Source organism: Acinetobacter sp. MYb191 (genome assembly GCF_037572605.1).
Lineage (GTDB): Bacteria > Pseudomonadota > Gammaproteobacteria > Pseudomonadales > Moraxellaceae > Acinetobacter > Acinetobacter johnsonii.
In genome coordinates this window covers 574,529-595,566 of the sequence record NZ_JBBGZP010000021.1, presented here as the reverse complement: position 1 = coordinate 595,566, position 21,038 = coordinate 574,529, and the positions used below count along the sequence as shown (strand labels likewise).

The 21,038-nt window shown below is 42.0% G+C and carries 23 protein-coding genes; 13 read left to right on the top strand and 10 right to left on the bottom strand.

Annotation, left to right across the window (positions count from 1 at the left end; genetic code table 11):
- Entirely contained in the window at positions 1 to 1,173 is a 1,173-nt protein-coding gene (locus tag WH214_RS16580) for an isovaleryl-CoA dehydrogenase (protein ID WP_234304752.1), read from the bottom strand.
- Positions 1,174 to 1,321: 148 nt separating this feature from the next.
- Here WH214_RS16580 and WH214_RS16575 point away from each other — a divergent pair, with 148 nt between their 5' ends.
- From WH214_RS16575 to WH214_RS16545, 7 genes are all read left to right on the top strand, one after another.
- The gene (locus WH214_RS16575) at positions 1,322 to 1,948 is read left to right on the top strand and encodes a TetR/AcrR family transcriptional regulator (RefSeq protein ID WP_029575068.1); all 627 of its coding nucleotides are present in this window, start codon (positions 1,322 to 1,324) and stop codon (positions 1,946 to 1,948) included.
- A gap of 100 nt (positions 1,949 to 2,048) precedes the next feature.
- Positions 2,049 to 3,737, top strand: a complete 1,689-nt coding sequence (locus tag WH214_RS16570) for an AMP-binding protein (RefSeq protein ID WP_339422458.1) — start codon at positions 2,049 to 2,051, stop codon at positions 3,735 to 3,737.
- Between the two features lie 74 nt (positions 3,738 to 3,811).
- Positions 3,812 to 4,804, top strand: coding sequence for a biotin synthase BioB (gene bioB / locus WH214_RS16565; protein ID WP_339422459.1), 993 nt, complete (start codon positions 3,812 to 3,814; stop codon positions 4,802 to 4,804).
- A gap of 70 nt (positions 4,805 to 4,874) precedes the next feature.
- Entirely contained in the window at positions 4,875 to 5,549 is a 675-nt protein-coding gene (locus WH214_RS16560; protein WP_224468762.1) for a class I SAM-dependent methyltransferase, read from the top strand.
- 53 nt (positions 5,550 to 5,602) lie between these two features.
- The gene (locus WH214_RS16555; RefSeq protein WP_339422460.1) at positions 5,603 to 6,400 is read left to right on the top strand and encodes a thioesterase family protein; all 798 of its coding nucleotides are present in this window, start codon (positions 5,603 to 5,605) and stop codon (positions 6,398 to 6,400) included.
- 90 nt (positions 6,401 to 6,490) lie between these two features.
- Positions 6,491 to 7,264: a Rossmann-like and DUF2520 domain-containing protein gene (locus tag WH214_RS16550; RefSeq protein ID WP_339993778.1), complete on the top strand. Its 774-nt coding sequence runs from the start codon at positions 6,491 to 6,493 to the stop codon at positions 7,262 to 7,264.
- Between the two features lie 122 nt (positions 7,265 to 7,386).
- A complete protein-coding gene (locus WH214_RS16545; RefSeq protein WP_339422462.1) occupies positions 7,387 to 8,172 on the top strand; it encodes a fatty acid desaturase family protein in 786 nt (261 codons plus the stop codon).
- Positions 8,173 to 8,226: 54 nt separating this feature from the next.
- On the opposite strand, the gene trmB is transcribed toward WH214_RS16545, so the two are convergent.
- Positions 8,227 to 8,943, bottom strand: a complete 717-nt coding sequence (gene trmB / locus WH214_RS16540; RefSeq protein WP_005400603.1) for a tRNA (guanosine(46)-N7)-methyltransferase TrmB — start codon at positions 8,941 to 8,943, stop codon at positions 8,227 to 8,229.
- A gap of 192 nt (positions 8,944 to 9,135) precedes the next feature.
- On the opposite strand from trmB, the gene WH214_RS16535 reads away from it, so the two are divergent.
- Positions 9,136 to 11,586 carry an ExeM/NucH family extracellular endonuclease gene (locus tag WH214_RS16535; protein WP_339422983.1) on the top strand — a complete coding sequence of 817 codons (2,451 nt, stop codon included), beginning with the start codon at positions 9,136 to 9,138 and terminating at the stop codon, positions 11,584 to 11,586.
- 60 nt (positions 11,587 to 11,646) lie between these two features.
- Here the strand turns inward: WH214_RS16535 and WH214_RS16530 are convergent, their stop codons facing one another.
- Positions 11,647 to 13,089 (bottom strand): SulP family inorganic anion transporter, encoded by a 1,443-nt coding sequence (locus WH214_RS16530; RefSeq protein WP_339422463.1) that lies wholly within the window; start codon positions 13,087 to 13,089, stop codon positions 11,647 to 11,649.
- 219 nt (positions 13,090 to 13,308) lie between these two features.
- Between WH214_RS16530 and WH214_RS16525 the strand changes: the two genes are divergently transcribed.
- From WH214_RS16525 to WH214_RS16515, 3 genes are all read left to right on the top strand, one after another.
- Entirely contained in the window at positions 13,309 to 13,920 is a 612-nt protein-coding gene (locus tag WH214_RS16525; RefSeq protein ID WP_339422464.1) for a glutathione binding-like protein, read from the top strand.
- 157 nt (positions 13,921 to 14,077) lie between these two features.
- The gene (locus tag WH214_RS16520) at positions 14,078 to 14,659 is read left to right on the top strand and encodes an NAD(P)H-dependent oxidoreductase (RefSeq protein WP_339422465.1); all 582 of its coding nucleotides are present in this window, start codon (positions 14,078 to 14,080) and stop codon (positions 14,657 to 14,659) included.
- Positions 14,660 to 14,674: 15 nt separating this feature from the next.
- Positions 14,675 to 14,986, top strand: coding sequence for a putative quinol monooxygenase (locus WH214_RS16515; RefSeq protein WP_339422466.1), 312 nt, complete (start codon positions 14,675 to 14,677; stop codon positions 14,984 to 14,986).
- A 40-nt stretch (positions 14,987 to 15,026) separates the two neighbouring features.
- On the opposite strand, the gene WH214_RS16510 is transcribed toward WH214_RS16515, so the two are convergent.
- The 6 genes from WH214_RS16510 to WH214_RS16485 form a co-directional block, all read right to left on the bottom strand.
- Entirely contained in the window at positions 15,027 to 15,752 is a 726-nt protein-coding gene (locus WH214_RS16510) for a hypothetical protein (RefSeq protein WP_339422467.1), read from the bottom strand.
- 184 nt (positions 15,753 to 15,936) lie between these two features.
- A complete protein-coding gene (locus tag WH214_RS16505) occupies positions 15,937 to 16,722 on the bottom strand; it encodes a thiazole synthase (protein WP_005400610.1) in 786 nt (261 codons plus the stop codon).
- 12 nt (positions 16,723 to 16,734) lie between these two features.
- Positions 16,735 to 16,932 (bottom strand): sulfur carrier protein ThiS, encoded by a 198-nt coding sequence (thiS, locus tag WH214_RS16500; RefSeq protein ID WP_004696245.1) that lies wholly within the window; start codon positions 16,930 to 16,932, stop codon positions 16,735 to 16,737.
- A gap of 19 nt (positions 16,933 to 16,951) precedes the next feature.
- Entirely contained in the window at positions 16,952 to 17,317 is a 366-nt protein-coding gene (locus tag WH214_RS16495; RefSeq protein ID WP_286406526.1) for a DUF423 domain-containing protein, read from the bottom strand.
- 129 nt (positions 17,318 to 17,446) lie between these two features.
- Entirely contained in the window at positions 17,447 to 18,316 is an 870-nt protein-coding gene (gene rpoH / locus WH214_RS16490; RefSeq protein WP_004982243.1) for an RNA polymerase sigma factor RpoH, read from the bottom strand.
- Between the two features lie 138 nt (positions 18,317 to 18,454).
- Positions 18,455 to 18,688, bottom strand: a complete 234-nt coding sequence (locus WH214_RS16485) for a sulfurtransferase TusA family protein (protein WP_004696251.1) — start codon at positions 18,686 to 18,688, stop codon at positions 18,455 to 18,457.
- A 391-nt stretch (positions 18,689 to 19,079) separates the two neighbouring features.
- Here WH214_RS16485 and WH214_RS16480 point away from each other — a divergent pair, with 391 nt between their 5' ends.
- Both WH214_RS16480 and rhlB read left to right on the top strand, forming a co-directional pair.
- Positions 19,080 to 19,292, top strand: coding sequence for a cold-shock protein (locus tag WH214_RS16480; protein WP_004648643.1), 213 nt, complete (start codon positions 19,080 to 19,082; stop codon positions 19,290 to 19,292).
- Positions 19,293 to 19,389: 97 nt separating this feature from the next.
- Positions 19,390 to 20,541, top strand: a complete 1,152-nt coding sequence (gene rhlB / locus WH214_RS16475) for an ATP-dependent RNA helicase RhlB (RefSeq protein WP_005400612.1) — start codon at positions 19,390 to 19,392, stop codon at positions 20,539 to 20,541.
- Positions 20,542 to 20,601: 60 nt separating this feature from the next.
- Here the strand turns inward: rhlB and WH214_RS16470 are convergent, their stop codons facing one another.
- The gene (locus WH214_RS16470) at positions 20,602 to 20,982 is read right to left on the bottom strand and encodes a hypothetical protein (RefSeq protein ID WP_339422468.1); all 381 of its coding nucleotides are present in this window, start codon (positions 20,980 to 20,982) and stop codon (positions 20,602 to 20,604) included.
- Between the last annotated feature and the right edge of the window lie 56 nt (positions 20,983 to 21,038).

The following is a 21,038-nucleotide window of genomic DNA, read 5'->3' as shown; positions in this document are numbered from 1 at the left end:
TTAAGCTGTTTCATTAAACAGTTCACGGCCAATCAACATACGGCGAATTTCAGAAGTTCCCGCGCCAATTTCATAGAGTTTTGCATCGCGCCATAGACGGCCTGCGGAAAACTCATTGATATAGCCATTTCCACCTAAGGTCTGAATGGTTTCACCTGCCATCCATGTGGCTTTTTCCGCAGCATATAAAATTGCACTTGCTGCATCTTTACGTAGGCTACGGCTATGGTCGGCCTTGTCGCACTCAGCACCCACGGCATAAACCAACGCTTTACATGCCAACCAAGTCGAATACATATCGGCAATTTTTCCTTGCATCAACTGGAACTCACCGAGCGCTTGGCCGAATTGTTTACGGTCATGGATATACGGAATCACGGTGTCCATGCAGGCATCCATAATGCCTAAAGGACCTGCGCTTAAAACCGCACGCTCATAGTCCAAACCACTCATAAGTACTTTCGTGCCGTTTCCAACACCGCCCATTACGTTTTCTTTTGGCACTTTCACGTTGTCAAAGAACAGCGGGTAAGTGTTCGAACCACGCATACCCAACTTGTCTAAATGTGTGCCATGGCTAAAACCTTCCATGTCTTTTTCTACAAGGAAAGCAGTCATGCCTTTAGCGCCTGCATGCAGATCCGTTTTGGCATAAACCACAAGCACATCAGCATCACCACCATTGGTGATCCACATTTTTGAACCATTTAACAGGAAGTGATCGCCACAATCTTCAGCTTTGAGTTTCATGCTCACCACGTCTGAGCCTGCGTTTGGTTCAGACATGGCAAGTGCACCGACATATTCACCTGAAATTAGCTTCGGTAAATAGCGCTGCTTTTGTTCCTCGCTGCCATTTCGGTTAATTTGATTCACACATAGGTTAGAATGTGCACCATAAGAAAGACCAATCGAAGCTGAAGCACGTGAGATTTCTTGCATGGCAATGATATGCGCTAAATAACCTAGACCTGTACCGCCATATTCTTCACTGACGGTCAGACCGAGTAAGCCCATATCGCCAAATTTTTTCCACAACTGAGCTGGAAATTCGTTGTTCTGATCGACTTGTTGAGCAATAGGAGTAATTTCCTTGGCACAAAAAGCCGCAACGGAATCACGCAGTGCAATGAGTGTTTCATCTAAACCGAAATTTAAGCTTTGTAGGGTCATTTCTTCATTCGTCCTATGAGTGTATTTATTGTTCCTGATAAAGCATTTTTGTTGTGCTTGATTTTTACAATACATCGAATTTTTAAAAAAGTGAACTAAAATTCACAAATTGATTTACAATTCATTTTATCTGGTTGAGAATAGAATTATGAGTTATAAAAGATCATCGTTGATGCAAGAACGAATGGAACAAAATCGTGAAGCGATTTTGCAATCTGCTCGTGAACTTATTGCTCAAGGGGGAATTAAAGACGCGCAAATTCAAGCAATTGCTGAACGCGCGGGAGTTTCGAGTGGTTTGGTGTATCGATACTTCGATAACAAAAGCCAAGTGTTAATTGAGGTTTTGTCTGAGGCCATTCAGCATGAGGTGAAAATTTTAAATCACATTGCTGAAAGTGAGCTTACGTCAAAACAGAAATTGGACAAGGCGGTAACCACGTTTGTGAAACGTGCTATGAATAGCCCCCAACTTGCGTATTCACTCATGTTTGAGCCAGTCGATGCTGAGTTAGAACATGAACGTTTTCGCAGTAAACAGCTGATTAAACAGAGCATCAAAGAAATACTGGCCGCAGGGAAAATTAACGGTGAGTTTGGATTTGAAGATTTAAATACCGCAGCACTTTGTGTGGTCGGTGCTATGACTTTTGTGGTAATTGAGCCTTTAAATCCGTCTCGAAATGTGATGTTTGATCAAAACTATAAAGACTACTTTGTGAAACAAATTGCCGAATTTTGTGTCAATGCAGTTCAGGTTCAGGAGGAAAAATAGTAGCAGGTGTGAACACAAAGGCTTGGTGTTTGAAGGGAAGTAGTCATAGAACAATTAAAGTTGAATAACAAGATTACAATGAATCAAGGAGATCGATTCGATGACACAAGAACGGTTAAGTTATGCCTATGGAACGAGCAGTCAGCCCCTATTAGGCATGACAATTGGTGAGAAATTTGATCAGGCTTGTCAGCAGTATGCGGAACAAGATGCTGTTGTCAGCCTGCATCAAAATGTCAGACTCACGTATAAGGAATTACAAGCTCAGGTCAATGCGTTTGCCTGTAGTTTACTAAAACTGGGCTTGAAGAAAGGCGATCGACTTGCGATTTGGTCTCCAAACTGTGTGGAATGGACGATTACCCAGTTTGCTGCGTTTAAAGCGGGCATCATTTTAGTCAACTTGAACCCTGCCTATAAAAGTAATGAGCTCGAATATGTGTTGAATAAAGTCTCTTGTAAGGGCTTGGTCATTGCATCGCAATTTAAAAGCACGAATTATCAAGATATTCTAATGAAAATTGCACCTGAAATTAAAGGTGCTGAAAATAAAGTGTTAAAGGCAGAACGACTGCCACATTTGAAATATATTATTAAAATTGATGAAGAAGAGCATACGGGTTTGCATCGTTTTAGCGATTTGCTCACTCCCCCCAGCAAGAGACAGCTCAATCAACTAGAGCTCGTTGCAAGCGAATCGCAGTTTGATGAAACCATCAATATCCAGTTTACTTCGGGCACCACGGGTAACCCGAAAGGCACAATGCTGACACATAATAATATTCTCAATAATGGTTATTTTGTTGGTGAAGCCATTCACTTAAGTCCAGCCGATCGAGTCTGTATTTCTGTACCGCTCTTTCACTGTTTCGGTATGGTGATGGGTAATTTGGCTTGTATTACGCATGGTTCAACCATGGTCTATCCATCGGCGGTGTTTAATCCTTTAGAAACGTTAAAAGCCATTCAGCAAGAAAAATGTACGGCCGCATACGGTGTACCGACCATGTTCATTGCCATTTTAGAGCATGAACAGTTTGATGATTTTGATCTTTCCAGTTTACGTACAGGCATTATGGCGGGTAGTCCGTGCCCACGCGAAATTATGCAGCGTGTCATTGATCGGATGCACATGTCTGAAATTACCATTTGCTATGGTATGACTGAAACGGCACCTGTCAGTGCACAAAGTTCAACATCAGATTCAGTTGAACAACGAGTCGGAACCGTAGGGCGTGTCCATCCACATCTTGAAATTAAAATTGTTGATGAACAAGGCAAAGTTGTGCCGCGCGGTCAGTTGGGTGAACTGTGTGTTCGTGGCTATTCGGTAATGTTGGGTTATTGGGAAGACCATGAGAAGTCACAAGAAGTGATTGATTCAGCACGCTGGATGCATACAGGTGACATCGCAGAAATGGATGAAGCTGGCTTTGTGAAAATTAAAGGCCGAATTAAGGATGTGGTCATTCGTGGCGGAGAAAACTTATTCCCGAAAGAAATCGAAGACTTTTTATATACCCATCCTGATGTCAGCGATGTCCAAGTCATTGGTCTGCCCGATGCACGTTATGGTGAAGAGTTGTGTGCTTGTATTATTTTACATGAGCATCATGAAATTACTGAAGAGTCGATCCGTCAGTACTGTGCGGAACATATTTCACACAATAAAGTTCCGCGTTATGTACGGTTTTTTAATGAGTTCCCAATGACGGCTTCGGGCAAAGCGCAGAAGTTTAAATTGCAGGAATTTATGTGTAATGAACTGGATCTGAAAGAAATCGCATAAGGTTGAAGACGGACTTTCTTTTGCTGGGTTGAAGCCAAAGGAAAGTCCGAAGTGAAAAGCAAAAGGAATAGCATATGCACCTGAAAAATGATTGGACTCGCGCTGAAATACAAGCACTCTACCAACAGCCTTTTTTAGATTTGGTCTTTCAAGCACAGCAAATTCATCGTCAGTACTTTGAAGCGAATGCCATCCAAGTCAGTACTTTACTATCGATCAAAACAGGTAAATGCCCTGAAGACTGCAAATATTGTTCACAGTCTGCGCGCTATGACTCAAAGCTTGAAGCTGAAAAAAGAATTGCGGTTGAAAAGGTCATTAGCGAAGCACAGCAGGCGAAGGCCTCTGGTTCTACACGGTTTTGTATGGGCGCGGCATGGCGAAATCCACATGAGCGCGATATGCCTTATGTCTTGGATATGGTGCGTGAAGTTAAAGCATTGGGTTTAGAAACCTGTATGACGCTAGGCATGCTGAATGCTTCACAAGCCGAACGTTTAAAAGGTGCAGGACTCGATTATTACAACCATAACTTAGACACGTCTCGTGAGTACTATCCAAATGTGATTAGTACCCGTAGTTTTGATGACCGTTTGGATACCTTAAGTCATGTTCGAGAGGCAGGCTTAAAAGTGTGTAGTGGCGGGATTGTTGGCCTAGGCGAAGAGACCAAAGATCGAATTGGGTTATTGTTTGAATTGGCGACCTTACCGATACATCCTGAGTCTGTGCCGATCAACATGCTGGTTCCAATGCAAGGTACGCCTTTGGCAGAAGTTGACAAGTTAGATGTGACCGAGTGGATTCGTACTATTGCGGTAGCGCGCATTATTATGCCGAAAAGCTATATTCGTCTGTCCGCAGGACGTGAATCGTTGTCCGATGCCGACCAAGCTTTGGCTTTTATGGCAGGTGCAAACTCACTGTTTTCGGGTGAAAAATTGCTGACTACGCCAAATACAGCACAAGGCAAAGACCAACAACTCTTTCAAAAATTGGGGCTACATGCAGAAAAAACCAAACCGCAACTTGCTGAGTTAACGGTCGATGCTATGGCTGTGGCTTAAGTGCTAGAACATGTGGTTATGAAAGTGTAGATTTAGGGCGACGAATAAAAGTAGATGAGTGAACAATAAAATGGCGAAAGACTTTCAGAGTCAAACTGTAGTGGATGGTTATGATCAACATATTCGTAAGCTCATTCCAGGTTATGAGTTGGTTCATCTGCAAATTCAAGCCATTTTAAAAACACATTTACCAGAACATGCGCATGTATTGATTGTGGGATGTGGAACAGGTTATGAGCTTTCATATTTGTTGGCGCAGCATCCGGCGTGGAGTTTTACCGCTGTTGACCCATCTTTGACCATGATTGAAAAAGCGCAGCAGTTATTGAGCGAGACCCATAGTGATTTAACGCGGGTTCGCTTTGTGCATGGTGATACGACGGCATTACAGGAAAGTGCACAGTTTGATGCCGCTTTAGCCATATTGGTGGCGCATTTTATTCCACTTGAAGCAAAGCCATTCTTCTTTGCCGACATTTTACGCTGTCTTAAAAATCAAGCCATTTTACTCAGCTATGACCTGATGCGTTCTAGTGATGACACTGAACTCAAGGTTCTACAAACCTTATGTCAGAGCAATGGTTTGACGGTGGTACAGAGTGAAAAAATGATTGAGCGCCTGCAACAAGATTTTTATTTGGTCTCGGCCAGCCAGATGCGAGAGCTTCTGACTAAAGTTGGATTTCATGAAGTACGAACTTATAGTCAACTGTTGAATTATTATGGTTTTTTTGCACAAAAGTAAAAACCAATGGCAGTGAAAAGATACATTTTAAATATAAGAATGAAGGAATACACATGGCAGCCTATTATCAACTTTTAAATCGTGAACAGCACAGTGATGGGAGCTGTACGGCGTCTTATCTTTCCAATATTCATGCACAAGGCGCATGGAACCCGCATGAACAGCACATGGCACCTGCAACAGGGGTTTTATGTGCGGAGTTAGAGCAGTTTCAACCACGCGATGAGATGCGCATTGGACGCGTGAGTTTAGATATTTTTGGACTGATTGCTTTTGGTGAGTTTACCGTGCATACCCGTGTCATTCGTGCTGGAAAAACCATTGAACTGATCGAGGCGGAAATGCAGGCAAACGGGAAGACTTGTATTGTGGCCCGTGCTTGGAAAATGATGAAGCAAGATACCAGTGCAATTGCAGGGCTAGAAGATCAATCGATTGTACATCCTGAAACTTTGCCAGTATGGGATGGGATGAAATGTTGGCCGGGTGGTTATATCCAGAGTATTGAGACACGTGCGGCAGAAGGGCACCGTGCTGGTAAAGGCATCGTCTGGTTACATAACGATTTGAACATGGTGGAAGCTCAGGAAACATCAAGTTTTGTGCGTTTATTGGGCATGGTCGATACAGCCAACGGTATTGTCCCACGTCAAAATCCAGCATCTGGATGGGGCTTTCCCAATTTAGATCTACAACTGCATTTATACCGTTTACCCCAAGGGAAATGGTTAGGTTTGGAAGCGACTCAGCAATATGGTCATGATGGTATTGGCTTAACCAGTGCGGTTTTGCACGATGAACAAGGGCCATTTGGCCGTAGTGAACAGATTTTGACCCTGCGTAAGTTTTAGTTGGTCAGTGTCAATTTAATAAAAAAGGATGAATTGCTTCATCCTTTTTTTATTGGCATGCTGTAGGCACTTTAAAATAGTGAAATGAAGATGCGGATCAGTTTAATTGGAGCGGGGCGGGTGGCTCATCATTTGGCCAAAGCCCTGATGTCTCAGCATGAAATCATCAATATTTATAGCCGAAGCTTCGACAAAGCTGCGGATTTAGCGCAAGTCGTACATGCAAAGGCGGTCAGTCATTTTAAGCAGTTAAATGCTGATGTGGATTTGGTGATGATTGCAGTAAGTGATCAGTCTATTCCAAGCGTGATTTCGGCATTGACTGAATATCTGCCGAATGTGTTGATTGTACATACTTCGGGGAGTACAGCGCTTTCAGTTTTGTCCACGAAACATGCACGTGCTGGGGTTTTTTATCCCTTACAGACCTTTAGTTTAGAACGTGAAATTGATTGGTCAAATACACCGTTGTTTGTAGAAGCCACTGAAAATACGGATCTTCAAAGACTACATACACTGGCAGAAAGCCTGAGCCAACGCGTGTATAGCTACAGCTCTGCGCAGCGTCTAAGTTTGCATTTAGCGGCCGTTTTTGCCTGTAATTTTAGTAATTATTGTTATGACATGGCAAAACAAGTGGTGGATGCAGAGCAGGTCGATTTTATTCTGCTGAAACCCTTGATCTTAGAAACTGCGCAGAAAGCCACACAGAATGATCCGAAGCAGATGCAAACTGGCCCTGCGATGCGTCAAGATCAGAATATTTTACAGATGCATCAACAGATGCTTGCGCAAGCTCAAAGAGCAGATCTAGCTGAAGTGTATGCCCTAATGAGTCAGCAGATCAGTCAACGTCACAGTTGACATTTAAAATAATAAACAAAAAAGCGAGTCACAAGAACAAGCAAAGCCACTGAAAACGTGGCTTTTTTTATGCCCTAAGATTCGGTACAGTGTTGCTTAAAATAAATACAAATAGAGGGTATATGCGTTCATATTCATTATTAGAACAAGTGCAGTGGAAAGATCTCGTTCAGCTAGGCCATACCGATGTGATCAGTGAGTTATTTATCTCTTTACCGTGGTTGATCGTTTCTTTCATTTTTGCAAGCTTACAGTGGTATGTCTTGGCGCTGTTTTGCTCATTTATGTTTTTCTTAACAGGGCTCAGACAGGTGCATAACGCCTTTCATTTTGCCTTAGGGATTAGCCGACCTGCGACCCATTGGGTCATGTTTGTTTTGAGCATCATCATGCTCGGTTCGATGCATGCAGTACAAATTAATCACCTCCGCCACCATCAGCACTGTATGCAAGAAGAGGATATTGAAGCGAAAAGTGCAACCATGAAGTGGTGGAAAGCCTTACTTTTTGGCCCTGTTTTTCCATGGATGTTGCATAAAAAAGCCTTTGAGGTTGGGACTAAAACCCAGAAAAAATGGATGTCTGCTGAACTGGTTGCCAACGTCATTGTATTGTTTTTGGTTTTTGTGATCTTGGATATCAGTATTTTAAAATACCATGTCAGTGCCATGTTAATTGGGCAATGTATGACGGCGTTTTTTGCGGTGTGGACGGTACATCATGATACAGAAGATCATGTGTATATGGCGCGTACAGTGCGTAATGAGTTTAAACGGGTCGTGACCTATAACATGTTTTATCATGTGGAGCATCATTTGTTTCCAGCAGTGCCGACACGTCGTTTACATATTTTAGCAAAACGCTTGGATGAACATGATCCAACGGTTGAAATTAGGCATGTGTTCTAACATTTTAAGCATAAAAAATAGGGCACTAAGCCCTATTTTTTGAAGATATAAAATTTATTTAATTTTCTTAAATAAGAAGTCGTTGATCTTATGACCTTCTTCTAGTCCACGACGTTCAAATTTAGTTTGTGGGCGCCAGTCTGGACGTGGGTAGCTATTGCCTTTACCTGCCATATTTTCAAGATTTGGACGGTTGTCGAGTACATCAATCATCCATTCTGCATACGGTTCCCAGTCTGTCGCTGCGTGGAATGTGCCACCCATTTCTAGCTTTTGCTCAACTAGTGGCATACGGTCATGTGACACAAAACGACGTTTGAAGTGACGTTTTTTCTGCCATGGGTCTGGGAAGTACAGTTGCACAGCGTTGATGCTGTTATCTGGCATTTCACGTAATACTTGAATGGCATCTGCATCTAAAAGACGAAGATTGGTTAAACCTGCAATTCCAGCTTCATACACACATTGCGCAATCCCCGGAACATGCACTTCAATCCCGACATAGTTACGTTCAGGATTGGCCTGCGCCATCAAGACCAATGAACGTCCCATACCAAAGCCGATTTCAACCGTGAGCGGACGTTCTGGATGTTCAAACTGCTGGCGTAAGTCACCTACAGGGTATTCCAAAATCATGTGACCATATTGTTCAAGCGCAGTACGTTGCGAGGTGTTCAGTGGAGATGAACGACGCATAAATGTCACAATTTCGCGGTGTTCATTTAAGTTGTCTAGCTCGACGACTTGCTGGTCTAATTGATCATTCGTCATAATTTTTGCAGATGTAGAAATTCGAAAGCGGTATTGTAAGTCCTGAGCAGGACAAGTCAAATTTTTTACTCAGAATTTATTAAATTCAGCACCACCATGTTTGCGCAGCCTAGAAACTGTCATGATTTATTAATCATGATGTAACGAATAAAAATTAACCTGCCAGCTGATTTAACCAACTGATAAAAAATGATGAAGAATTTTAAGCCACAGATATTAAGCCTGAGCCTGATTTTGGCGGGTTGTTCCTTTCCTGCGTATGCGCAACTGTTATTGAGTCAGTATGTAGATGGAAGCAAAAATAAGAAAGGGTTGGAAATTTATAATCCAGATCCGACGACGGTCAACTTGGCAGAATATCAGATCAAGCAATATGCAAATGGTGAGACCAGTGCAAATTTGACAGTGAATTTGACAGGTCAATTGGCGGCAAAGGGGCATTACTTGGTCGGGCATTCTGCTTTAAAAGAAGCTCTGGGTGATGCGGTGCAACAACAGGCGAACTTAGCTTTCAATGGTGACGATGCTTTGGTGCTTTATCATAATGGCGTTGCGATTGACCGCTTTGGCACAGTGGGTGAACGCCCAAGCACTGGATGGGGTGGTGTTGCAAAGGGAAATAGCTTTAAACGCACTTTATTAAGCAATAATGTTTCTAGTACGGGGATTGACGTTACCGCACCATTTGACTTGGCGTCGGCATGGGAAAAGTGGTCAGATCGAGATGCCTTTTCCAGTTATCTTGCTGGAAATACGGCACCACCCCTAGCCACTGTGAGCTGTAGTACGACAGCTACCCCAATTGCAGCATTGCAAAGTGCCGCGCAAGATGTGGAATATGTAGTGAAAGGCGTAATCACGGCTGATTATCGTTATAACAATGGTTTTTCAGGTTTCTTTGTCCAAACCCCAGATGCTCAAGCCAAAGCCAATACCAGCAATGCGGTGTTTGTCTATGTGCCATCTTCAAGTCGCGTGACCGGTGGGCAAGTCGGGCAGGAAGTCATTTTCAAAGGCAAATTGAAAACCTATCAGAACCAATTACAGCTTCAAGATTTAAGTAGCGATATTAATGTCTGTAATCCTTCGGCAAGTGATTGGGTTAAACCAATGGCGATCAATTTGCCCTTTGATAATTTGACTGAAACTTCAGGTCATGCACCAAAACGCTATCAAGGCATGTTGGTCAATATCCCTCAAACGCTTACGGTTAGTGAAAACTATGATTATGGGCGTTATGGTCAGTTGGCTTTAAGCCCCGCGCGGTTATATATTCCAACCAATTTATATCCTGCCCATTCAACCGAGGCCAAAGCACTGGCACAACAGAATTTACGTTCTAAACTCATTTTGGATGATGGCTATAACAATCAGAACAGAACGCCGTGGTTGCCAACGACCTTTAGTGCTAAAAACACCCTACGTACAGGTGCACAACTGCAAAATGTACAAGGCATTTTAGAATACCGCTATAACCAATGGCGAATTCAACCTGTGCTTGGGGCAACAGCGCCACAAGTCTTAGACGCGACAAACCTACGTGCAAGCGTTCCCGCAAAGGCTACACAGCAAGTCCGTGTTGCAGCATTTAACGTACTGAATTATGACAATGGTTTGGTACAAGGTTTTCCGACGGAACGTGGTGCAAGTTCTGAGGCTGAGTTTAAAAAGCAACATCTGAAAATTGTCAGTGCATTAAAAGCGATTGATGCAGATGTTTATGGTCTGATGGAAATTGCCAACAATGGTTATGGCGAGCGTAGCGCAGTTGCTTATTTAGCTCAGGCGCTTGGAAGCGACTGGAAATATGTAACGCCTCCGAATGCTGACAAACTTGGAACCGATGCGATTGCTGTTGCCATTATTTATAATGCTAAGCGCGTCAAACCAATCAATGAAGCAGCGGTCTTTGATGACCAGAGTCAGAAAAACCGAGTCACGATGGCGCAAACCTTTCAATCTCTATCAGGTGGGAAGACTTTTACGGTTATTCCGAACCATTTGAAATCTAAAGGTAGCTGTCCAGATGATAAAATTTCGATAGAGGCAGATCAGGGCGACGGTCAAGGTTGCTGGAATCCAACCCGCGTTAAAGCGGTCCAAGCGTTAATGCAATGGGTCGCGAAAAATCCAACACAGGTAAGTAAACCGAATGTCTTACTGTTGGGGGATATGAACAGTTATGCCAAAGAAGATCCAATTTTGGCGCTTGAACAAGCCAACTATAAAGTGCTGTTGAATGATGAAAAAATTGGTCAGGGGAAAACTGCTTATAGCTATGTCTTTGGTGTAGCCAGTAATACTCAAGGTTATGGTGGTGCAGGAAATCTAGATCATGCGATTGCTGATGCAGCACTTTATCCATTGGTGAAAAAAGCATTTGCATGGCATATCAATGCAGATGAACCGACTGCACTGGACTATAACGAAGAATATAAAACTGAGGAGCAAATTGTTGCATTCTATGCGGACGATGCTTACCGTTCTTCTGACCATGATCCTGTGATTGTAGATTTAGACTTAAATGATGCAGTGGTTAACGATGATAAAACCAGTGCGGGAAGTACAGGGCTGTGGACTGCATTAGGATTAATTAGTTTGGCATTGTATGGCAGTTTAAGACGTCGCAAGAATCAGTCTTAACTCGCTTTATTGACAATAAAAGGGCGTCATCGCCCTTTTATTTTGTTTATGGTTTCAACTTTATGAGCTGATACGGTCAATGAGGGTGCTGCTGGCTTCATTTAAGCCTAACACCTCGACCACAACACCGTGGACTTCAAACTTTTCAACTACCGCATTTAACATTTGGACTGAAGTCATATCCCAAATATGTGCATTACTGAGTTCAATTTCAACCTTCTGAATATGTTCGTTAAAGTCAAAAAACTGAAAGAATTTCTCTGAACTGCTAAAGAAAATTTGACCGCTCACCAGATAGCGACGGGTATGGTTATGCAGTTCGGACTGAACATGAACCGTACTTTCTAGTTTATTGATGAAAAATAATGCGGACAGTAAAACTCCGACAAAGACACCCAAAGCAAGATTATGTGTGGCTAAGACAATCATCACGACACTGAGCATCACCACATTACTTTGTAGCGGATGTTTAGAGAAGTTTTTAACCGAGTCCCATTGAAAGGTTGTAAATGCCACCATGATCATAATGGCAACCAAAGCTGCCATTGGAATATAGGACAGCCAGTCTTTAAAAAACACCACCAAACACAGTAAAAACACACCTGCCACTAAGGTTGAAAGTCGAGTACGTGCACCTGAGCTGACATTAATTACAGACTGTCCAATCATGGCACAGCCTGCCATACCGCCCATGAAACCGCTTACAATATTTGCCATACCTTGTCCGCGGCATTCTTGATGACGGTCACCTTCAGTACCTGTGACTTCATTCACTACTGTGGTGGTCATCATGCTTTCAAGCAAACCGACGGTCGCTAATGTGATGGCGTAAGGGAAGACAATTTGCAGCGTTTCAAGGGTTAGTGGAATATCAGGCAGTAGAAAAATAGGTAAAGTATCGGGGAAATGACCTAAGTCACTGACCATACGCATGTCTGTGCCTAAAAACAGCGCCAAAGCGGTCAGGACAAGAATACAAATAAGTGGTGAGGGAATGCTTTTCCCTACTTTAGGCAGATAGGGAAACAAATAAATTACCGCTAGGCCAAGTGCGACAAATGCATAGCCCCAGTGATTCATTTGGCTGAGTTCTGGAAGTTGTGCTATGAAGATTAAAATCGCCAGCGCATTTAAAAAACCATACACCACCGACTGCGACACAAAACGCATCAGTTTGGCAACTTTAAAATAACCCGCAATGATTTGAATGACCCCAGTGAGAATGGTTGCCGCCAGTAAATACTGTAGGCCATGCTCTTTGACTAGCGTGATCATGAGTAGTGCCATCGCGCCTGTTGCTGCTGAAATCATGGCTGGACGGCCGCCAAAAAAAGCAATGCTCACTGCGATACAAAAGGAGGCATACAGTCCGACTTGAGGGTCTACACCTGCAATTGCTGAAAAAGCAATAGATTCGGGAATCAGTGCAAGTCCTACCACTAAACCTGCTAAAACATCGGTACGAATGTTAGAAAACCATTCATCTTTTTTAAGGCTAATCACAGATCAAATTCATTTTAGGGTCAAGGGCGCTATGTTAAAACAACTCTGTTGCAAATTGCAGTGTTGTTGTACTTGAAAAAAAATGTGAATTAGACAATATTCAATAGGCGAACGAATGATTTTTCGTTTACGCTTTTTTGCAATTTACAGGTTTTGATCACTTGAAAGTTTGTTAGAAGCCATTTAAAACAGAGAATAGAGTTATAACAAGGATCAGATATGAAGCTTTATTATGCACCGGGTGCGTGCTCGCTTGCGGCGCACATTATCCTCAATGAAATTAATGTTGACTTTGATTTAGTCCGAGTAGATTTAAAAACACATAAAATAGAAAAAGGTGCTGATTATTACGAAATTAATCCAAAAGGATATGTACCCGCTTTAGAAATTAATCCAGGTTTGATTCTGACTGAAAATGTAGCCATTTTGCCATTTTTAGCACAACATGATCCAAAACAAGATCTTATTCCGCCATCGGGTTTGGGGCGTGCCAAAGTTTTAGAATGGTTAGGTTATTTAAACTCTGAATTGCACGATGCTTATGCCGTTTTCTTTGGTGCGCCATTAGATACAGCTGCCAAAGAAAAAGCTTATGCAGAGATTGATCGTTTACTCAGTTATATCGATAAACAAATTGGTGAGTCGGATCATGACTATTTGGTCGATGATAATTTTGGCCCCGCAGATGCGTATTTATTTGTCCTCACCAATTGGTCAAATGGCATCGAACATGATTTATCGCCGTATAAAAATATTATTTTTATCCGTAATAAAGTGGCTGAACGTCAGTCAGTACAAATTGCAATGCGAGATGAAGGTCTAATTCCTTAATTTTGATGCATTGAAGAAGCGCCGAAAGGCGCTTTTTTTTATACTTTAAAGTTTATTGTTGATATTTAGTCAATAATATTTTGCAAATTCACTACTTTTTAGCGCAGAACAGAGTCTCTATAGTGCCTACATAGATTTTGGCTTTTAGGCTCTTCCAATGAAAAATATTTTATTAATTAACGGTGCAAAAACTTTTGCACACTCGAATGGTCAGTTAAACGATACCTTAACTGAATTTGCACAAGAGGTCTTGTCAGGCTTAGGACATCAGGTTCAAGTGACCCGTGCCGACAGCGAATATGATGCAAAAGTTGAAGTGGAGAAATTTCTGTGGGCAGACACCGTGATTTACCAAATGCCGGGTTGGTGGATGGGTGCACCGTGGACTGTGAAAAAGTATATTGATGATGTCTTTACCGAAGGGCACGGTAGTCTGTATGCCAATGATGGTCGCTCACGTGCAGATGCTTCAAAAAAGTATGGTTCAGGCGGTCTGATTCACGATAAAAACTATATGCTGTCGTTGACATGGAATGCACCGATGGATGCATTTAACGACGCTGAACAATTTTTTCATGGGGTTGGGGTCGACGGGATTTATTTACCTTTTCACAAAGCCAATCAATTTTTAGGGATGCAAACCTTACCGACTTTTATTGTCAATGATGTGATTAAAGCACCTGAAGTTGAAGCCTATATAGCACAGTACCGTGAGCATTTGACGCAAGTTTTTGCTTAATTGGGAGATGTGAGTATGTTAACTGTCATTGCTGAAATTATTTGTCATTCAGAGCAAGATTTTAAAACGGTTCTTGATTCATTCAACAACATCCGTGAGCAAGTATTACAAGAGCCCGGTTGCCATCTCTATGATGTGCATATCGAGCATCCTGCTGTTGAGAGTGCATTACAAACCAAAGTACAGTTTTCAATCATGATGTATGAAAAATGGGAAAGTATGCAGCATTTAGAAACACATATGCAGAGTGTCAATATGCAGCAACATGCTCAAGCAACCGAAGGTGCAGTTGCTCATGTGCAAATTCGTATTTTAGAAGCGCAATAAGCTACGCATATGAGTTTGACAGCGCTTTTCTTTGCTCTGTTTATTTAAACTCCAGTGGCTCATTGAACTGAACCTGTTCGAGTTTCAATGCGTAGCGCTGTTTTAATGTTGTCCATTGAACTTTGACAGGTTGTGTTGTTTCAGCAAACTCATTTTCACCTGTCGTACTTTTTACTTTACCTGTCATAAAGTTAATACTTCGCGCCGTGATGTCGCCTGATGCACGGTGGAAATCATCGACATCATAACCAATCAGCTTAAATGCACGGTCTTGGTATCGGAAAGTAAACGTGTGATTGGTCACATACCACGAACCACAGCTTAACCAGTAGTGCAGATGAACTTTGAGCACGCCTTTTTGAATGCTTAACGCTTCAGTCTCACCGAGTGGATCTGCGAGGCAAGGGGACTCTATGTCACCTTCTGTCGGCAAAGTAGTATTAGTCGCCGCAAGTTGATAACCATGCGTTTGCTTCAATAAAAGCAAAAGCTTTCGTTCATTGATATTGAGGACATCACTCCCTAAGCGATCATTTTTAACAATATGTTCAGGATTGCTATCTTCAATAATCAGGGCAATGTCCGCTTGACCATCTTGGTTTAAATCGCCTTGGACTTTTTCTAAAACCTTCCAGTTTTTTGGCACAAAAGATTGGTAGCTCGTTTTGAGAGTCGGTTTTTCCTCTACTTTGGCCCAAGCATTGCTTGTGAGTGTTATGAAAAATAGGGTGTTGAGTATGAGTGTTGGTCTGATCCATTTTTGCATGGGCATCGTTTCCTCTCATTTTTATATGGTTATAGATATTTGAAGATGGATATTATTGAGTGTATCAAAGAGTATGGCGGAATGTCCCTACAAGCTAAGTCAGCATAAAATACTGACTTTATATTGAAATAAATAAAAAAGGACTCCGAAGAATCCTTTTTATCGCTTAAAACAGATTAAGAGATTATTTAAAGAAATAACCTGTTTCTGGTGAGCTTGCATTGGCCATACGTTTGCGAGGCATACGACCTGCGAGGAACGCTTCTCGACCCGCTTCAACTGCTTTTTTCATTGCAGAAGCCATTAAAATCGGGTGTTGAGCGGCAGCAATCGCGGTATTCATCAACACGCCATCACAGCCGAGTTCCATGGCAATGGCTGCATCGCTTGCCGTTCCCACACCAGCATCCACTAATACTGGCACTTTGGCATTTTCTTTAATAATAGAAATCGTGTGTGGATTCAAAATCCCTAAACCAGAGCCAATCAAACTGCCTAAAGGCATGATGGCAACGCAGCCCATGCTTTCAAGTTCTTGTGCCACAATTGGGTCATCCGAGGTATAGACCATGATTTCAAAACCATCGTCAATCAAGGTACGTGCCGCTTTCAATGTTTCGGTAATATTTGGATACAGCGTTTTTTCATCGCCCAATACTTCAAGCTTGACCAAGTTATGACCGTCTAATAATTCACGCGCCAACATACAGGTACGCACGGCACTATTGGCATCAAAACAGCCTGCTGTATTCGGGAGAATGGTGTATTTTTCAGGTGGGACCACGGACAATAAGTTTGGTTGGTCGGGGTGTTGACCAATATTGACGCGACGAATTGCAACCGTCACGATTTCTGCGCCACTGGCTTGAATGGCCAAATCGGTTTCTTGCAGGTCCTTATATTTACCTGTGCCCACCAGTAGACGAGATTGAAATGATCTAGAACCAATGATGAGAGGGCTGTCTTGCATGTGAACTCCGTATTAACCGCCACCGACGGCATGAATAATTTCAATTCGATCCATTGCACAAATTGGAGTGTGTTCCAATTTACTTTTACTAATAATGTTTTCATTTTGCTCAACAGCAAAACGTTTGCCTTCAAGTGCGAAGGTTTGCACCAGTTCAAGCAGGTTTTTACATTCGGTGTGCTGTAGTTCGCCGTTTAAATAAATCTGCATCGTGCTCATCTCTAGTTGTTTACTTGGCATATTTCATGGCATTCCATGCCAGAACCAACCAACCAGCAATCATCAATGCACCACCAATCGGGGTAATCGCACCTAGGCCACGCGGTAAGCCCAATGCCATGATATAGAGGGAACCACAGAAAAAGAAGATGCCGATTTGAATCAGTAAAAAGCTGGTTTTAATGGGAAGTTGGGGAATAACTTTGGCCAAAATGCCGAGCGCCAGTAAACCCAGCGCATGGTAAAAAAAGTAATCAGTTGCAGTTTGCCACCAAGCCAATTGGGCTTCAGTAGCACGTGCTTTGAGACCATGTGCGCCAAAGGCACCTAATATAACGGCAAACGCTAAATTCAGCGCTGAAATCGCAATCCACATATGCAATGCTTTACTTATATCACTGTGCGCAACAAAGTAGCATATTTTGAAGAAAGGTTAAAAGACAAAAAGCCTCATTTATTGGTAAAAAGAAAAGGGCATTTCGCCCTTTTCTGTATCTGTATCATCTTAGTTTGATGACATTGCCACTTTAATTTTTTCCATGGCATTTTTTTCAAGCTGACGAATACGTTCGGCCGAAACATTATATTCAGCAGCTAGTTCGTGCAGCGTCGATTTTTCATCATCTAACCAACGGCGCTGTAAAATATTACGCGAACGGTCATCAAGCTGTTCCATCGCATCATGCAAAGCATTGGTGCTCTGTTCTTCGTAATCTTCTTCTTCAGCCAAACGCGCTGGGTCGTAGCGGTTATCTTCAAGATAGAGCGCAGGTGCAACATGGGTTGAACCTTCATCGTCATCATCGCCCTGAGCTTCAAACGCTGCATCATAAGCAGTTAAACGACCTTCCATTTCTAACACTTGTTCAGGTGTTACATTGAGGTCATTTGCAATCGATTGAGCTTCTTTTAGAGTGAGCTTTTTAGACGATTTTTTTAGACTACGTAAATTAAAGAACAGTTTACGCTGTGCTTTAGTCGTCGCAATTTTGACAATACGCCAGTTACGAATCACATATTCGTGAATTTCTGCTTTAATCCAGTGCACCGCAAAAGAAACCAAGCGTACGCCCATGTTTGGGTCGAAGCGTTTAACGGCTTTCATTAAGCCCAAGTTACCTTCTTGAATGAGGTCACCTTGAGGTAAGCCGTAGCCTGCATAACTGCGGGCAATATGAACCACAAAACGCAGATGCGACATGACTAAAAGTTTAGCGGCATCTAGGTCTTGGTCATAATAGTAGCGTTCAGCTAACTCTTTTTCTTGTTCCGCTGTCAAAATCGGGATTTGGTTGACAGTACTAATATAAGCGCCCAAGTTTACACCTGGTGCCGATAATGACAGGGGCATCAATTGATTGCTGCTGTCACTCATGTGTTCTCCTTAGGGATTTCATTTTTACCCAACAATTGAATTTATCTTAATCCAATCTTCCACTGAATAATGGAAAATTGGGTATAGAAATGTAAACTTTTATGCAAATGTGAATAGACTTAGTGTAGTTGAAATGAATTAAGATTCAATGAAGTAGTGAAATTCATGTTCATTAATTTGTTTCAAAACACAAGTTAAATGATGGATTTCGCAATACCGCGTGATATCGATCTGACTGTGCGGATCAGACGATTTTAATAGAAAATGCTGCGCCGGACTCTTCTTAAGTGCGCGTTTAAGCAACAACAGAGGCATAGGACATGGTTGCCCCATTGCATCAATAATGTTGGTATTTTGTTCGATATCACTCATATAGCTTAGTAAGGCTTCACAACATTCAGGGTGATAGAAATAGTAGCAAATTCAGTGCCAAAACCCAAATATTTCATGTGTTATAGGCCTATAGTCGCTATATCCAAAATTACAAATAACTAGTTAAAAAATATGCTGAATTAAAAAGACGATTAATCAAAAAAAAGGGTATGAATTGTTTTTAACCCATGTTAAGCTCGTCGCGTACTGGGATTTAACACAACCATAAATTGTTTTAAATCCTATTTTACAAATGGATGTAACCGGGATTTTGTTAATAGTTATACAGAATGATTACAAGCTTAGAAATAATAAATATTTTTAAACCTTGTTTGGTCTGCTGTTTGCAACACCGGGTGGTCCTTCTTTTAGATACAATGAGGATTAACTTATGACAGCTCGTGAACAAGGCGTAGTTAAATGGTTCAACGACACTAAAGGCTTCGGCTTTATCCAACGCAATGGCGGCGACGATGTATTCGTTCACTTCCGTGCAATCCAAGGCGACGGCCACCGTTCACTACGTGACGGCCAACGTGTTGAATTCAGCGTTGTAAAAGGTCAAAAAGGCTTCCAAGCTGAAGAAGTACAACCTTTAGACTAATTGTCTGAACGTACTTTAAAACGCCCCAATGTAAATTGGGGCGTTTTTGTTTATACTACAGATCAACTTTCGTGATTTTTCGTCAGAGCGCACTTATATGTCATCAGGTTTTGAAACCTTAAATTTACATCCTCAACTTAAACGAGCTATTGATGCTTTAGGTTTTAAGGATATGACGCCTATTCAGCAAAAGGTTTTAAAATTCACTTTGGCGGGACACGATGCAATTGGTCGTGCGCAAACAGGGACTGGTAAAACAGCGGCATTTTTGGTGAGCGTGATTAACGACTTGCTGAATAACCCAATTCAAGAGCAGCGCTACCGCGGTGAACCTCGTGCCTTGATTTTAGCACCGACCCGAGAGCTTGCATTGCAAATTGAAAGCGATGCGAAAGAACTCACAAAATTCTCAGATTTACATGTCGTGACGCTTTTAGGCGGCGTTGACTTTGATAAACAAAAAGCACAACTTGATAAAAAACCTGTCGATATTATGGTGGCGACGCCAGGTCGTCTAATTGACTTTGTTGAGCAAAAAGAAGTTTGGCTCGACCAGATTGAGTTTTTGGTAATTGATGAAGCCGATCGCTTATTGGATATGGGCTTTATTCCTTCAGTCAAACGCATTGTTCGTTTCTCACCGCGTAAGGAACAACGTCAGACTTTGATGTTCTCTGCAACATTTAGTTACGATGTTTTAAACCTTGCGCAGCAGTGGTTGTTTGAACCTGTAACTGTTGAAATCGAACCAGAGAAGAAGACCAATGCAGACGTTGAACAACGTGTGTACATGGTCGCAAAGTCTGATAAATATAAATTGCTACAAGACATTCTGCGTGATGAGCCCATTGAAAAAGTGATGATTTTCGCAAATCGTCGCGATCAAGTGCGTAAGCTCTATGACAACTTAAAGCGTGATGGCTATAAGGTGGTAATGTTATCAGGTGAAATTGCACAAGACAAACGTTTGAAAATGTTGGATCAATTTAAAAATGGTCAACATAACATCATGATTGCAACCGATGTTGCAGGGCGTGGTATCCATGTGGATGGTGTATCGCATGTAGTGAATTTCACCTTACCTGAACAGTCGGATGACTACGTACACCGTATTGGTCGTACAGGCCGTGCAGGTACACGTGGTGTGAGTATTAGTTTCTTATCTGAAGATGATGCGTTCTATCTACCTGAAATTGAAAAAGCCATTGGGCAAAAACTACCACTGACACGTTTAGAAGGCTATTGCTAATCGTTTGACGTGATTGGTGTAAAAAAATCGCTCAGATGAGCGGTTTTTTTGATGGTATCTTTATTTTGCTTTACACGAAAAAGTCAGGATTGTTTGATAGTCACTGTCTTGGTTAATGCCTGAGTTTGTACCCGAAATAGAACCCAGTACTGAAGCGGCTGCTTGGATCATTTTTCCAGTTTCATCGCTCACCACGCCTTTTAAAGCGCCTTGATATTCGGTTTTTTCATCACTCACAATCGCTGTTGCTTTAGAGCCACACGTTTTAGATGCTGCTTCAATGGCGTTGTTTTTTGCAATCAATGCAGTTTTACCAATACCCGTAACTTCGTATTGATTGTCAGCTTTTTGGATCGCTAAAGAGTTGCTTGGTGTCGATGCGCAAGCGCTTAGAAGTAGTGTTAGTGCTGCTGCTCCAGCAATAGCGATATTCTTTTTCATTTCATACCCCAGTCATGTTTTATTAAATCATTGTTTATTGGAACATAGCTTGTAGG

Bases quoted from the DNA above. Each gene is read 5' to 3' on its own strand.
- WH214_RS16580 (WP_234304752.1), bottom strand. From the start codon at position 1,173: ATGACCCTACAAAGCTTAAATTTCGGTTTAGATGAAACACTCATTGCA.
- WH214_RS16575 (WP_029575068.1), top strand. From the start codon at position 1,322: ATGAGTTATAAAAGATCATCGTTGATGCAAGAACGAATGGAACAAAAT.
- WH214_RS16570 (WP_339422458.1), top strand. From the start codon at position 2,049: ATGACACAAGAACGGTTAAGTTATGCCTATGGAACGAGCAGTCAGCCC.
- bioB (WP_339422459.1), top strand. From the start codon at position 3,812: ATGCACCTGAAAAATGATTGGACTCGCGCTGAAATACAAGCACTCTAC.
- WH214_RS16560 (WP_224468762.1), top strand. From the start codon at position 4,875: ATGGCGAAAGACTTTCAGAGTCAAACTGTAGTGGATGGTTATGATCAA.
- WH214_RS16555 (WP_339422460.1), top strand. From the start codon at position 5,603: ATGGCAGCCTATTATCAACTTTTAAATCGTGAACAGCACAGTGATGGG.
- WH214_RS16550 (WP_339993778.1), top strand. From the start codon at position 6,491: ATGCGGATCAGTTTAATTGGAGCGGGGCGGGTGGCTCATCATTTGGCC.
- WH214_RS16545 (WP_339422462.1), top strand. From the start codon at position 7,387: ATGCGTTCATATTCATTATTAGAACAAGTGCAGTGGAAAGATCTCGTT.
- trmB (WP_005400603.1), bottom strand. From the start codon at position 8,943: ATGACGAATGATCAATTAGACCAGCAAGTCGTCGAGCTAGACAACTTA.
- WH214_RS16535 (WP_339422983.1), top strand. From the start codon at position 9,136: ATGAAGAATTTTAAGCCACAGATATTAAGCCTGAGCCTGATTTTGGCG.
- WH214_RS16525 (WP_339422464.1), top strand. From the start codon at position 13,309: ATGAAGCTTTATTATGCACCGGGTGCGTGCTCGCTTGCGGCGCACATT.
- WH214_RS16520 (WP_339422465.1), top strand. From the start codon at position 14,078: ATGAAAAATATTTTATTAATTAACGGTGCAAAAACTTTTGCACACTCG.
- WH214_RS16515 (WP_339422466.1), top strand. From the start codon at position 14,675: ATGTTAACTGTCATTGCTGAAATTATTTGTCATTCAGAGCAAGATTTT.
- WH214_RS16510 (WP_339422467.1), bottom strand. From the start codon at position 15,752: ATGCAAAAATGGATCAGACCAACACTCATACTCAACACCCTATTTTTC.
- WH214_RS16505 (WP_005400610.1), bottom strand. From the start codon at position 16,722: ATGCAAGACAGCCCTCTCATCATTGGTTCTAGATCATTTCAATCTCGT.
- thiS (WP_004696245.1), bottom strand. From the start codon at position 16,932: ATGCAGATTTATTTAAACGGCGAACTACAGCACACCGAATGTAAAAAC.
- WH214_RS16495 (WP_286406526.1), bottom strand. From the start codon at position 17,317: ATGTGGATTGCGATTTCAGCGCTGAATTTAGCGTTTGCCGTTATATTA.
- rpoH (WP_004982243.1), bottom strand. From the start codon at position 18,316: ATGAGTGACAGCAGCAATCAATTGATGCCCCTGTCATTATCGGCACCA.
- WH214_RS16485 (WP_004696251.1), bottom strand. From the start codon at position 18,688: ATGAGTGATATCGAACAAAATACCAACATTATTGATGCAATGGGGCAA.
- WH214_RS16480 (WP_004648643.1), top strand. From the start codon at position 19,080: ATGACAGCTCGTGAACAAGGCGTAGTTAAATGGTTCAACGACACTAAA.
- rhlB (WP_005400612.1), top strand. From the start codon at position 19,390: ATGTCATCAGGTTTTGAAACCTTAAATTTACATCCTCAACTTAAACGA.
- WH214_RS16470 (WP_339422468.1), bottom strand. From the start codon at position 20,982: ATGAAAAAGAATATCGCTATTGCTGGAGCAGCAGCACTAACACTACTT.